Annotated in this window: 14 protein-coding genes and 1 pseudogene; 10 read left to right on the forward strand and 5 right to left on the reverse strand. The window is 68.9% G+C overall.

Features of this window, described 5'->3' with window-relative positions; all coding sequences use genetic code 11:
- Window positions 1-164 precede the first annotated feature (164 nt).
- Entirely contained in the window at window positions 165-818 is a 654-nt protein-coding gene (locus tag AB8A24_RS23910; protein ID WP_369477607.1) for a hypothetical protein, read from the forward strand.
- A gap of 201 nt (window positions 819-1,019) precedes the next feature.
- On the opposite strand, the gene AB8A24_RS23915 is transcribed toward AB8A24_RS23910, so the two are convergent.
- Complete coding sequence (locus AB8A24_RS23915) at window positions 1,020-1,361, reverse strand: hypothetical protein (RefSeq protein WP_369477608.1); 342 nt, start codon at window positions 1,359-1,361, stop codon at window positions 1,020-1,022.
- On the opposite strand from AB8A24_RS23915, the gene AB8A24_RS23920 reads away from it, so the two are divergent.
- The 6 genes and pseudogenes from AB8A24_RS23920 to AB8A24_RS23945 all read left to right on the forward strand — a co-directional run bounded on the left by AB8A24_RS23920 (window position 1,350) and on the right by AB8A24_RS23945 (window position 4,230).
- On the forward strand, window positions 1,350-1,565 hold the full coding sequence (locus tag AB8A24_RS23920) for a hypothetical protein (protein ID WP_369477609.1): 216 nt from the start codon (window positions 1,350-1,352) through the stop codon (window positions 1,563-1,565). The genes AB8A24_RS23915 and AB8A24_RS23920 overlap by 12 nt on opposite strands.
- A 64-nt stretch (window positions 1,566-1,629) precedes the next feature.
- Window positions 1,630-1,839 (forward strand): hypothetical protein, encoded by a 210-nt coding sequence (locus AB8A24_RS23925; protein WP_369477610.1) that lies wholly within the window; start codon window positions 1,630-1,632, stop codon window positions 1,837-1,839.
- 410 nt (window positions 1,840-2,249) lie between these two features.
- Window positions 2,250-2,618: a hypothetical protein gene (locus tag AB8A24_RS23930; protein WP_369477611.1), complete on the forward strand. Its 369-nt coding sequence runs from the start codon at window positions 2,250-2,252 to the stop codon at window positions 2,616-2,618.
- Window positions 2,619-3,110: 492 nt separating this feature from the next.
- Window positions 3,111-3,365 (forward strand): hypothetical protein, encoded by a 255-nt coding sequence (locus AB8A24_RS23935; RefSeq protein WP_369477612.1) that lies wholly within the window; start codon window positions 3,111-3,113, stop codon window positions 3,363-3,365.
- A 159-nt stretch (window positions 3,366-3,524) separates the two neighbouring features.
- Window positions 3,525-3,863, forward strand: a pseudogene (locus AB8A24_RS23940) (DUF6573 family protein); the annotation flags it as partial.
- A 52-nt stretch (window positions 3,864-3,915) separates the two neighbouring features.
- Window positions 3,916-4,230 (forward strand): hypothetical protein, encoded by a 315-nt coding sequence (locus AB8A24_RS23945; RefSeq protein WP_369477613.1) that lies wholly within the window; start codon window positions 3,916-3,918, stop codon window positions 4,228-4,230.
- Window positions 4,231-4,790: 560 nt separating this feature from the next.
- Here the strand turns inward: AB8A24_RS23945 and AB8A24_RS23950 are convergent.
- The 3 genes from AB8A24_RS23950 to AB8A24_RS23960 all read right to left on the reverse strand — a co-directional run bounded on the left by AB8A24_RS23950 (window position 4,791) and on the right by AB8A24_RS23960 (window position 7,065).
- A complete protein-coding gene (locus AB8A24_RS23950; protein ID WP_369477614.1) occupies window positions 4,791-5,420 on the reverse strand; it encodes a hypothetical protein in 630 nt (209 codons plus the stop codon).
- A 3-nt stretch (window positions 5,421-5,423) separates the two neighbouring features.
- Window positions 5,424-5,708 carry a hypothetical protein gene (locus AB8A24_RS23955; protein ID WP_369477615.1) on the reverse strand — a complete coding sequence of 95 codons (285 nt, stop codon included), beginning with the start codon at window positions 5,706-5,708 and terminating at the stop codon, window positions 5,424-5,426.
- A 706-nt stretch (window positions 5,709-6,414) separates the two neighbouring features.
- Window positions 6,415-7,065 (reverse strand): hypothetical protein, encoded by a 651-nt coding sequence (locus AB8A24_RS23960; RefSeq protein ID WP_369477616.1) that lies wholly within the window; start codon window positions 7,063-7,065, stop codon window positions 6,415-6,417.
- A 352-nt stretch (window positions 7,066-7,417) separates the two neighbouring features.
- Between AB8A24_RS23960 and AB8A24_RS23965 the strand changes: the two genes are divergently transcribed.
- Window positions 7,418-8,209 carry a hypothetical protein gene (locus AB8A24_RS23965; RefSeq protein ID WP_369477617.1) on the forward strand — a complete coding sequence of 264 codons (792 nt, stop codon included), beginning with the start codon at window positions 7,418-7,420 and terminating at the stop codon, window positions 8,207-8,209.
- Here the strand turns inward: AB8A24_RS23965 and AB8A24_RS23970 are convergent.
- The gene (locus AB8A24_RS23970) at window positions 8,206-9,804 is read right to left on the reverse strand and encodes a PIG-L deacetylase family protein (RefSeq protein ID WP_369477618.1); all 1,599 of its coding nucleotides are present in this window, start codon (window positions 9,802-9,804) and stop codon (window positions 8,206-8,208) included. The genes AB8A24_RS23965 and AB8A24_RS23970 overlap by 4 nt on opposite strands.
- 331 nt (window positions 9,805-10,135) lie before the next feature.
- Between AB8A24_RS23970 and AB8A24_RS23975 the strand changes: the two genes are divergently transcribed.
- Entirely contained in the window at window positions 10,136-10,912 is a 777-nt protein-coding gene (locus AB8A24_RS23975; protein WP_369477619.1) for a hypothetical protein, read from the forward strand.
- A gap of 59 nt (window positions 10,913-10,971) precedes the next feature.
- Complete coding sequence (locus tag AB8A24_RS23980) at window positions 10,972-11,493, forward strand: NUDIX domain-containing protein (protein ID WP_369477620.1); 522 nt, start codon at window positions 10,972-10,974, stop codon at window positions 11,491-11,493.
- The last annotated feature ends 584 nt before the right edge of the window (window positions 11,494-12,077 follow it).

Genomic DNA, 12,077 nt, shown 5'->3' on the forward strand with positions numbered 1-12,077 from the left:
AGGCCAGTTCTGCGTAATGAGCGCGGCCGGAGATGAGCCCCTGAACAGCGGAAACATGGTCCAAGGATCTCCCGAAAGTGATATATATGTGATATAGTTGTCTTATGGTCGACGGTGGCAGTCGACCAGCACCGGAAACACGCGCGAACACCCTGGAGACCCGCATGCCCCTGGACTTCACCAACCCGCACGAATTCAGCTGCTTCGGCACTCTCCACCCGGACCACCTCGTGGCGTGGGACTTCGGAGACGCCCACATCGAGTGGGAGCTCACCAGCCTCTTCTCCGACCCCGGCACCTACACCACCGTCCCGCTCGACGCCGAGACGGACATGCATTACCTCCCCGGAGCCCCGGGAGCCACTAACACCGTGGCGCAGCACCTCGCCGCCCGCTACGGCTTCGACGACCTCGACGTCCGGGGCCCCGTCCACTTCACCGGCCCGAGCGGCGAGACCGACCGCGCCCTGGGCCTCGCACCGGACGCCTTCGACGTCATGTACGGACGGATCCAGGACATCTGCGCCGCCCTCGGCGTCCGTACCTGGTGCAAGCTCCACCCCGGCGACACCGTGAGCGTCCGCTACACCGACCTCGAACGCGGCGACATCTACTGGTTCCTGAACACCCCCCACCGCGTCCAGTGCTTCAAGGACCTCCCCGCCGACAGCATGATGCTGGAGATCACCCCGGACGCCCGCTACCTGGTCTGCGACGACGAGGAGACGTTCATCGCCTACGGCACGTACCAGTGCCGTGCGGACCGCGCCCCGGCCGGGTACTGGCAGCGCACCGGCAACCAGCTCCTCAGCGCCTGAACCACCCTCCCCCCGGCCCGGCGCCGGGGGGAGGGTCCCAGCTGCGGCCGGCCGCACGGCTGGCCCCCAACACATCTCAGGAGGACCGATGCACACCACCCCTCAGGACTGCCAGGACGCACTCGAAACCGCCCGGGCGCAGGCGCAGGGCCTGACCCACACCCTCGCCGCCACCCTGGCCCACATGTACCCGCACGCCGCCTACCTGGTGCTGCGCCGCGACCCCGCTCCGGCGAACTCCACCTCGACAGCCTCCGGACCGCCGGCGGCGGCACACAGCGCACCTTCGCCGAGTCGGACCTGCTCCCCGAGCTCACAGACCCCGTACTGCGCGCGGCCTGGGGACAGACCAACCCGCGCGACCCCCAGGCCCTGCTCCAGCTCCTTCGCGACCTCGACCGCCTCGGGACCCCGTTCGGACGGCTCCCCGACTCTGCCCAGGAGCAGGCCGACCCGTACGAGGACACCGCCTCCCTGCTGTGCCTCCTGGTCAACGCCGACGCCCCCGAGCCGGAGGGCCACGACCGGGAAGTGACCGCTCACCTCGCCCTGACCGTGACCGAGGAGGTCACCTACGAGTTCACCGCTGAGGTCGAGCTCCCCGCGTACATCGGCAACAACCCGAACGCCCTCCGCGACTACCTCACCGAGAACGAAGACATCTGGCTCGACCACCTCGACCCCCTCAGCGGCGTCAGCATCAACGAGCGAAGCCTGGACGACGTCGAACTCACCCTCGCCGCCTAGACCTTGACCCAGACCTCCCACGGGCCGACACGGGCGCTGAGAGAGCCCAGGAAGGGCAACAGCCATGCCGGAGTACAGCGTCACCTGGACCATGGAGATCGACGCCGACACGCCCGTACACGCAGCCTTCGAAGCGCTGGCAGTCCAGCGCGACCCCACGTCCTGGGCGACGGCCTTCACCGTCCACACGAACGACGGTGACGTGGTCGTCGACCTCAACCCCCACCAGCCGGGCCCGCCGAAGCTGAGCGGACCCTGGACCCTGACCGCATAGCCCGCACCTCCTCGCGCCCCGGAACGGCCCATCAGCCGCTCCGGGGCGCAGTCGTGCCTGGGGCCAAGCGCGCTCCGCCGAGCAGCAGGACGGCGGCACCCGGTCCGTACGGTCCGCCACGGATGACGGCCGGCGCGCCGTCGGCTCAGGCGGTGTGCCTCCAGCGCCGCCGGACCCCCGCGGCCGGGCAGCCCGCCCGAGCCGCCACCTCGACGCCGGCGCCCGGCACCCGGGCGGGCCGGCGGCGCGTTTGTGCGCTCCGCCGGCGGGCCCTCCATATGCCGCTGAACAGGGGAAATAGCGGCCCAGAGTGCTTCATCAGTGATGAATCAGCGATATAGTTATCTCGCGGGTTGGTGGTGGCAGTCAACCCGCACCGAGAACCACGACTCCAAGGAAAGGGGCCACCCATGCCCACCCTCCTCCAGGACAGCTACGCCCTCCGGATCGAGCCCACCGGCGGAATCACCCTGCTCGACTGGGGCTCCGAGATGTGCCCGCAGGACGCGCTCGGCGCTGACCAGGTCCGTTCCGTCGACCTGACCACCCAGCTGATCATGTGGACCGACGAACTGGCCGTCCCGCTCGGCCTCCCCGCCAACGCCCCCGCGCACCTCCTCCACACCTACCAGGCCACCCCGACGCCGGTCTGCGGGGTAGAGGTCTTCACCGGGTCCACGCGCGGCGGCGCGTTGCTCGGCCTAACCGAGGGCCAGGCGCTCATGCTCGTCGACCGCTACTTCAGCCGTCACCGCGACGTCCCCCGGCCGCGCCGCTAAACGCAGGTCGCCAGGGTCCTCGGAATCGAGTTCCGGGGCCCCTCGAATTCGGAGAAGGAAAAATTCTTGAAATTCACCATCATTGGAGACTGGTGGAAGTCTGGGATCTCGCCTCATCAGTCGCGACCGTCGCCGAGGGAGCGGATTTCGAGGAAGCCGAGGCGAACGCCGCGTCGCAGTCGTACGTGCAGGCCTCGCGACCGGATAGAGGTCTACCCGTTCTGCGCCCCCACCGTGCCGCCGCCGCCCGGTGGGGGCGCAGTCGCGCTCCGGCCGACAAGGCGCCGGGCTGGTGGCGGGTTCCGGCCGCCGGTCATGGGGAGGCGCGCCAGCGGTGCATGCGTGGCCAGCGGAGGACGGTCGCGCGGCAATTCACTCAGTTGGGAGGGCCGCAGAGGAGCGAAAGTGATACATATATGCTATAGTTGTCTTGTTGGTCGGTGGTGGCAGCCGATCACAAACCGAATCCATGCGCAGTCGTGAGGAGACATCATGTCCGACACCCTGTTCCGCACCCTCGGCCTCATCGAGCCCGGCGACCTGGTCCTCTACCACGGCAGCATCCCCGAGCACCACGGGATCCACCTGGCCCAGCCGTGCGACTGCTTCCACTGCGGGCGCGCCGACCGCCTCGGGATCGACGACACCCGCTACCGCCTCACCGACCCCTTCGCCGAGGACCCGGACGCCTGCACGGTGCAACACGTGCGCCGCAAGTCCATCACCCGGTCCGCCGCCAACGCCTGACCCTCCCTCGGGGCGTAGCCGCCGGCTGCGCCCCGCCCCCGACGGCGGGGAGTGGCACCCCGCCGCCATCGAGAACACCCGCTCACGAAAGGGCAGACCATGACCGACAGGACTCTCATCGACGGCACCGTCAACCCGGACAACCTGGGCCCCGACGCGATGCGCTGGACCCCAGAGCCGGAGCAGCCGGCCGCTTCCGTGGCCGACGTCTTCGGGGAGGTCGTCCACGGGTACAGCCGAGCCGATGCCCTTGCCGACGGAGTCCTGGTCGCCGTCGGCGACGACATCGCCCGCGAGGCGGGGCTGGGGGTCCCGGTGGCGCTCACCGCAGCCGCGTGGGCCGACTGTGTCGCCTGGACCGCCGAGGACAACCGGCAGGCCTACCAGGACGAGTCGGGCCGCCTCTGGGATGTGCTCTGGATGACCCGGTACGCCATCCGGCGGTCCAATGGTGGGAGTTCCTGCACCGTCGAGTTCTACCGCGTCCCGCGCGACGGAGAGAGCCAGGAGGGCGAGCGGAGGTGGCTGCTGGCGACGTGCGGGCCTGGCGATGAAGGACCGGTACGACCCCGCGCCCGGCAGCGAATACCCGTTCTCCATCTCGGACATCGCCCGCCAGGCGGTGATGCTCCTCGGCGACGACTGGCACGCCGAGTCCGGCTACTGGGGCGTTACCGGCGTGATCACCGCCCCGAACGGAGCCCAGTTCATCGTGGGCGTGGACCACGAGGGAGACCTCTACGTCCACGCGGACAAGAACGCCGAGCCGACCTTCCTCATGGAGTACTTCGACTGCACCAGCGCCTCCGACGGCCTGGAGGAGGTCACCAAGCGCGTCGTCGCGGTGATCCTCGACATTGCCTGACCCGCGTCCCTCAGTCCCGCCCTGGGCGCAGGGTGCGCCCGGGGCCCGGCCCTTCGCTCCACTGCATGCCGGTCGGGGTGCCATGGTGGCAGCGCTGGGTGCGGCAGGTACGGCCGCGGGATGCCACCCGTACGTGCTGCTGGTACCACGGCGGGCACTGGCACCGGGTCAACGCGATAGCTCTGCAGGTGCTCCGCGATGCCCGCGCGCAGTCCGTGGGAGCCGAGGACGTGCAGGAGTTCGCCGTCACTACGCGGCAACGGCCGGCGCCACCGACTGGGAGACCGAGGCATTGGCCACCCTGTTCAGCACGTGGGTTGCGATCCAGCCTGACAGCGAGGGCGGCTACATCAACAGGCAGCACCGCTCCCAGGTCATGCTGGAGGTAGGCGTCCGCCACACTGTCGTCCTGCGCCCCGTCGACGAGGCGTGGCGCCGCTCAGGGTGCCAACCCTCGGGTATTTCACGCGGCGCCTGACCCCGGCACTGTGCCTACCAGGGGCAGGGGCCGCGCTCAGGGGGCAGGGTCATGCGATGCTTGCGCCCCCATCTGGTGGCGGCTAGGGGTTAGTCCGAAGTTCTGCCTGCCTGCGCTCGGCCACCAGATGCCACACCCCGTGGCTGGGTGGCGCCAGCCTGCGCCAGGCGGCGATCCAGTAGGCCAGATCCTTGACTCCAAGGGCCTCCAGAAAGCACGCGTACCGGTCGAAGCGCGGCAGCACCGTGTTGTCGGGGTGCAGCATATCGCCGAGTGTGGCGCGCTTGAGGATCCCGCCAGTCCGTTTCTCCAGTTCGCGGTACGAGGGGCGCAGCGCCCACTGGTGAACTTCCCGCAGCTTCTCGACGAGCTCCTGGGCGGACTCTGCCGTCAGAGGGTCGGGGGCTCCTGTGGGGAGGACGTGCCGGTCCTGGATCTTGCTGGTGCGCTTACGTGTCTTCGACTGACTATCGGCAAGGAGCCGGATGTAGTCGTGGTCGAGGCCGTTCGGCTCGTGAGACGGAATCTCCAGCACCCTCCTCAACCGCAAAAACGTCGCCGGGTCTGGCACGAGCTCCGCGTTGAGGTAACCAGTCAGGGTGCCGGGCGAGACGCCCAGATACCGGTGAAGCATCTCCTTGGAGTGGGCAGACGCACGAAGGTATTCGGCCAGGATGCGCCTGTAGGTGATCTTCGGGTGGAGTCTGACCACGGCTCAGCGCTCCGTATCGACGCGCAGCACCGAGGTGGTCGCATCAACGAGGATGGCCGCGATCACCGCGGCGACGCACTCGACCACGTGGCCGTACAAGGATCCCCACACCAGGAGCATGATCGAGATCAGCGCTGGCAGTACCCGCACGAGACGGCGGCTGTGGGTCAGGGGCTTCGCGGTGCTGTCGCCTGAGAAGCCGAAGGCGGATCTGGGGGCTAGACCCAGGACACAGCCGGGGCCCGCCTGAGAGAGCCCGTAGCCAAGGGCGATGGAGATGTGCAGCATGAGAGTGCTCACCAGGTTTCTGCGGTTGGAGGGGTGGTGCTACGAAGAGGCGCGACCCCCTTCGGCGCCTGCGCGCAGACTGAGCATGCACCGGCCCAGTAGCCCGAGCAACTCCCGTTTGGTGAGGACGAATTGCTCAGGTGGAAGCGCTGCGGCCAGTCCTGCGGCGCGAACTATTCCGCGCCCTCGCGGACGGTGTCCGGAACCGTCCGGGACTTGAGACTTGGCGAGCGCGATTACCCACGCCTTGATGATTGACCGTCCGGGACCGTCCGAATATTTTGACTTGACCTCGGCCTAGGCCACTCTTTAGGGGCATGAGCTGCTCTGTGGTTGGAGGGCTCGATCGGGCCGCGAACCCGATCACTGTGACATACGTCACACGCATCGAAGGCCCGCGCCTTGGCACGGGCCTTCGACGTATCCGCGCCTCATAGGCCCCAGACGCCGCCGAGCGCTGCCGGATCGACACCCCTTGCGTACGCCGGCAGGGAACTCCTCTGCGTCCATGCTCGGGCTGTGTGAGACCGCCGGGGCACGACCGCAGGCGCCGCGCGGGTACCGACACGCCGGGGACCGGGACCACTGACAGCCTGCCGTGGTAGCCGGCTTGTCAACGCTGTGCGATCTCGGCTTCCATGAAGTCGTGCAGGTGGCTGCTCGCCGGGCGGGAGGTAGATGACGGTGAGGTGTTCGTCGGTCGGGCTCACTGCGAGCCCTCCGTCGCATCTCGAAGTGCGTCGTCGTCCACACGGGCCGCCCCGCTCGGCATCTCTCCGCCCTCGGCGCCTTGGGCGACCCGCCGTACCTGCTCGCCCAAGAACAGGTACAGCGGCCAGGCCAGGCGGGCGTCCGTAGACCTGCGGGGCTTCCACGGGCTACCGGTGTCGAAGAGGGCTTCGAGGGCCTGGACCAGCTGGACGCCGGAGATGGCTACGGTCACGGTGTCGTCGTCGTTGAACGTGACCCGGCCGTGCCAGGGGTGGGCTGGCTCGGTCCAGCTGGCGGAGTCGAAGGTAATCCGCGCCAGGGAGTCGACGGTGTCTTGGTGGCAGGTGACCCGCAGCGTGGAGAGGGTGGCCGCCACAGCCTTGGTGTCGACCAGGTCACGGACGACCGCCCGCATGACCTCCGCGTCCTTGGCTTCCTTCGCGGTCTGGGCGTCTGCGGACTCTCGGGCCTTTGCGTCGGCCTCGGCCTTCACCATGGCGTCCGTGAGGGCCTTCGCGTCTGCCTCTGCGGCTGCCTTCTCGGCGGCGGCGCGCTCGGCGGCCTTGCGCTCGGCGCGGTCTTCCTCACGCCACCTGCGCTTCTGCTCCTGGTCGGCGGTCCACTGGTCCAGGATTCGCTTGATCATCGGGCTTTCTCCTCAGGGTCACAGTCGGCGGTGGTGCCGACCGTGACGATGTTGCGTGGCGCGATCGCCGAGTGTGCGGGTTTTCGGTGATCTGGCCCTAACTGTCCAAGTGCACGGAGGCCTGCCGATTGACAAGCTCGCCATGGATGAGTCCGGCCTGCGGCGGTGTGGACCGTCGTGCCGGTGCAGGACGAAAGCTCTCGTCCTCGGCGAAGGCGGCGGAGATGCGGCTCGCCGGTTTCGTGGGGCCGCCGTCTCCCGGTCAGGTTTCGGCGCGGGGCTGGCTGTAACAGCTCGGTACCAGCGACCCAGTCAGTCCATCACGTGGCGCCTCTGCCTCGCATGATGCGGCATGCAATTAGAAGCGATAGCCGCGTTCGTGGCATCGGGCGCGGCGGTCCTCGGCGTTCCGGCGGCCCTGATCGTCGGGTTACGGCAAGCACGCGCCGCCCACCACGCGGCCGAAGTTGCTGCCCTGACCACACGACACCAGTGGCGCAACAGCAATCGGCGCCAGGCCGCTGTTGACTTCGTGCTGGCGGTGGAGGAGCAGCTGGAGGCCATCCGGGCCGTGCGCATTGCTCAAGAGCCCTTCGATTTGGAGGCCGTCAAGCAGCTGCGCCGCAACCTGGAGAAGGCCCTGTCCATCGTGAGGATCGAGGGACCGTCGGCCCTTGCCGACCGTGCGACCGAGGTACGAACGGCCCTGAACAGAGCCACGATCGGTGTGATGGGCGCCCACCGCCGGGACGTTCCAAGGATGATCCTGCGTCAGGCAGCGTTCGAGGGGAACCACATCGCGAAGGAAGTCCTGTCCCGGGTCGGCGGCAGGCGGCGACCGCCTGACTTCGCGCTGTGGGAGGCCCTGCGGGAGACCGGGCTGCTCACCCGCCAACAACAGGGTTCGTTCGCTCGGAGGGCGCAGGAAGGGTCTCGACGGCGTGGTTTCAAGTTCGGCGCCACGTACGCGGTGATCCGCCGTGACCTAGCCGTGTTTATCGAAGCGGTTCGAGAGAACCTGGACGCTGAGCCAGCGGCGTGCGCCGGCTCAGTGCTGCCCGCTCTCGCCCTGCCCGGCACGGCGGCGCGTCCGAACGTGTCTGTGGACGGGCCACGTAGAGGCGGCCCGGGAGCTGATCGTTAAGGCTGAGCTTCCTTCGTAGGAGATTTGGGCCGCCAGCCCCGCCCGCTGCCCGGCCCCGGGTGTCTGCGTGGGCACCGGCTGCGGCCGAGCCCTGGTCGGTGCCCACGGCTGCCGCTGGCAGCCGTACTGCTCGCTGCCGCGCGGTTGCTGCACCGTTCACCCGGTGCGGGCGGCCACCACTGCTGGCCGCTGCGGGGCCTGCTTGGTGCCCGGGCTGCTGTGCCGGGCGGCTGGTGCCGTGGTCGTGTCCCGTCCGCGTCCACCTGGATGCAAGCCGTCCGGGCTCCGGCCAGCCGCACCCGCTCGTGTCCGCCTGGCCCGCGCCGCTGTTTTGGGCCGCCCGCTTGGCGGCCCGCTCGGACCCGTGCTGCGTGCGCCCGCTGCCGTTCGCCCCGTCCGGGTCGCGCCGCTGCCGCCCGGCCGGCTGCTGGCCGCCTTGCCCGTTGGCCAGCGTCGCGTCTGGCCGCTCGGATGCGCGGTTGCCGGTGCCAGGCCCCCCGGTCCTCGCTCGCCCGGTGCCCGCCGGCTGCCTTTGGCGGCCGCCGGTGTTCCGCCTGCTGGCTCGGTCCGGTCCGCTGGCCAGCGTCGCCGGGCTGCGCCCGCCCGCGCTTCGTGAGTTCCGGTGCCGTGCCACTCGCGAGCCTGTCGGGCCCGGGTGGCTGCGGTGCTGCCCGGGCTGCCCCGCGCCGTGTTGCCGCCCCGCCCACGCGAAGCCGGAAGTCCCAGAGCCCGGCCGGTGCCCGTATCCGCTCGGCTGCCCGTGCATGCTGCCGTGCCCTGTCCGTCCACGTCCGTGCTGGGTGGTGGGGTTTATGTGGTGAGTGTGGTTTGGCGTGTGGGTGGGGGTGTGGTGGTGGGGGTGTGGTGGTGGGGGTGTGGTGGGTGTAGTGCTCGGTGGTGAGGAGTTGTTGGCGGGTGGTTGGTGGGAGGTTGGCGATGAGGCCGGGGATGGCGCCTCGTTGGACTTCGGTGTGGTGGGCGAGGATGGCGGCGGTTTTCTGTTCGAGCCATGGGGTGACGTCGAGGGTGGCGGTGATCTGGTTGTCGGGGACGCTGTGGATGGTTCTGCCCGGGGTGGTCAGGTGCCTGCTGAGTTGTTGTGCGGCTGTGTGGGGGTGGGTGGCGAGGTAGAGGGCGTTGGGTGTCCAGGGGGCGCCGGTGTCCGGGTAGAGGAGTTCGAGGCCGGCTGCGTGGAACGCGAGCAGGGTGATCCGGTGGGTGTGCAGGTGGTCGGGGTGGCCGGTGAGTCCTCCGTAGGCGTCGTGGGTGATGACGATGTCGGGGCGGAACTCCCGTAGGTGCGTGACCAGGTCCCGCACGGTTTGGTCGAGGGGTGCGTCGCAGAGTCGCGGCCGGCCGGGTGCTGACTCGGGTGCGCGTGCGTCGGCGTAGCCGAGCATCCGGGGTTTGCCGGCGCCGAGGATTTCGAGCGCGTCGGCCAGTTCCGCGGCACGTGGGGTGTCGGCGCCCCAGGTGGTGGTGACAACGGCGGTTCGGCCTCCGGCAGCTGCGTGCTGGGCGAGGATGCCGCCCGACCACAGTGATTCGTCGTCGGGGTGGGCGTAGACCGCGAGCAGGCTCGGTACGGGCATCATCGGGCGCCTTCCCTCTGGGTGCTCGGATCATAGCCGGCCGGCGGTTGCGGGCGGGCTGCTCGCAGCCCCCGGCCTGCTGCTCCGGGCGTGCGGGCTGTTCCTTCGTCCTGTCCGGGGCGAGGCGATCGGGGGAGATGCGGCAGGGGGCTCCGGCTGCTGCCCGCCCAGCTCTTGTCGCTCGCGCCGTCCTCCGGCGCGGCCGGGAGCTGCGCATGCTGCGGGGTCAGGGCCTTGCGTCGCGTAGCCCGTTCACCTAGGGAAATTCCGTCGGGGAAGGGTTTCTGACACCCCCCGAAGTGATTAATTCATGCTATAGTTGTCTTGTTGGTCGGTGGTGGCAGTCGGCCAGCGAAACCGGGAACACCCACTCTCAGAGGAGTTCATGATGTCCAGTCAGTCGAAGCCGGGCGAGGGTACGGAACAGATCGTTACCGGGATCGCCCCGGGGTACTTCATCAATGTGGCGGGGGTCGAGGACCCGTTCGTCCGTGGCCTGCTGGCCAGCTGCGCGACCGTGTTCGAGATCAAGCCCGCGATGGCGGCGCTGCTGACTGGCGGCACGCCTCTGACCGGAGGGGGGACGATCGAGCCCGGCGCGGATGTGGAAGGCGATGTGATCGTCGGCGAGGGCGCGGTCATCAAGTCCGGAGCGATGGTCGTGGGTCCGGTGTACGTCGGCCCCGGTTCGGTGATCGCCAAGGGCGCGAGTGTTCGTGATCACTCGGTCATCGGGCCGAACTGCCACATCGGGTGGGGGGCGGATGTCGCCCGTTCGCTGCTGGTGTCCGACGTGCGGATGAAGCATTCCTCGTTCATCGGCGACTCGGTGCTGGGCCGTCACGTCAACGTGGGGGGGCTCGTCTCGACCACGGCGCTGCGCGTCAACGGCGGTCGGGTCACCGAGCCCGCGACGAAGGAGATCACCGTGCTCCTCGGCGATCGGCGCATCGGCACCGGACAGACGAAGTTCGGCTCGGTCGTCGCCGACGACATCGCCATCCCGGCGGGCGCGATCCTCCAGCCCGGGACTCTGATCGGCCCCGGCACCATCATCTACCCGCGCGGACAGGTGGGCGGGTTCTTCCCCGCTGGCAGCCAGGTTCGCTGACACCCCGGGCGGAGAGGCAGGGATGCCTCTCCGCCCCCTTCAACGGAAGGAACCATCTCGTGTCCCGTCCCACTAAGTGGCTTCCCCGCCACGAGTACATCCGGCAGGCTCCCAAGGCGATCGTCTACGCCTCGGTGTTCTTCACCGACACGGAGGGCCGGCCACTGTGCCTGCGCTCTCCTCATCGGGGTGAGGTGTGGCAGATCCCTGGTGGTGTCATGGACGAAGGCGAGACGCCTTGGGAGACCGCCGCGCGTGAAGTGCGGGAGGAGACCGGCATCGTCATCGCGGGCCCCCGCCCGCTTCTCCTCACCCACTTCGCCACGATCGATGGTGCGTGGAGTGTCCCGAGGATCGGGTTCATCTTCGACGGCGGCACCCTCCAGGCCGAAGAGCTTGAAGCCATCACGCTGGACGCTGACGAGCACGACGGATGGGACGTGCGGACCCTGGCCGGTTGGGAGGCGGAGATGATCCCGGCGAACTACGCCCGGCTCAAGGCCGCCCACACCGCGCGCCCCTACGCGGGCCACAGTTACATCGAGACCCACGACACGGCAGCAACCACCCCGAGCGGCTGACCCATGGGCCCTCGGTCGTCTGTTGGGCGGCTGAGGGCCTGCGCTGGAGGGTTTGCGGAGGATGGGCATCACCCGAGGGTGACAGGGGCGACGTGCCTGAAGGGGAGCCGGCCGGTCCCGCCGGCCCTGCGGTCTGAAGTGGTTTGGCGGTGCAGTGTTTTGACGGTGTGATAGCCATGAACGGGAGGCCCGGAAGGGCCTCCTTTTCCTTTTCCGGGGTGTCCTCATATTCGGTTTTCGGTCGCCCTGTATTTCTTCCACCCATTCTCTGACGTGTCATCAGATTCACAGGATGTGACGGTCCATAAGTGACGCACTCCAGAGATATCGGAACGGATCATCGACGGAGGAGTAAGCCGAATTGAGGAACCCCGGAATTCGGCCGTAAGGCCGCCCAAGAATTCAGGCGCGCACCTCGCCCCGTGAATCCGGACGCCCGCGAGGGCGTCCACCCCAGACACGGCGCCCGGAAGGGCGCTGAAACCCCCTCAGCAAAACACACCATCACCCCCGCACCCGAACACCCCCACCCCACCCCCCGGACACCCACACACGCTCCCTCCCACCCCCACAGGCCCCGACAG

This window comes from Streptomyces sp. BF23-19, assembly GCF_041106355.1.
In the GTDB taxonomy this organism is placed as follows: domain Bacteria; phylum Actinomycetota; class Actinomycetes; order Streptomycetales; family Streptomycetaceae; genus Streptomyces; species Streptomyces virginiae_A.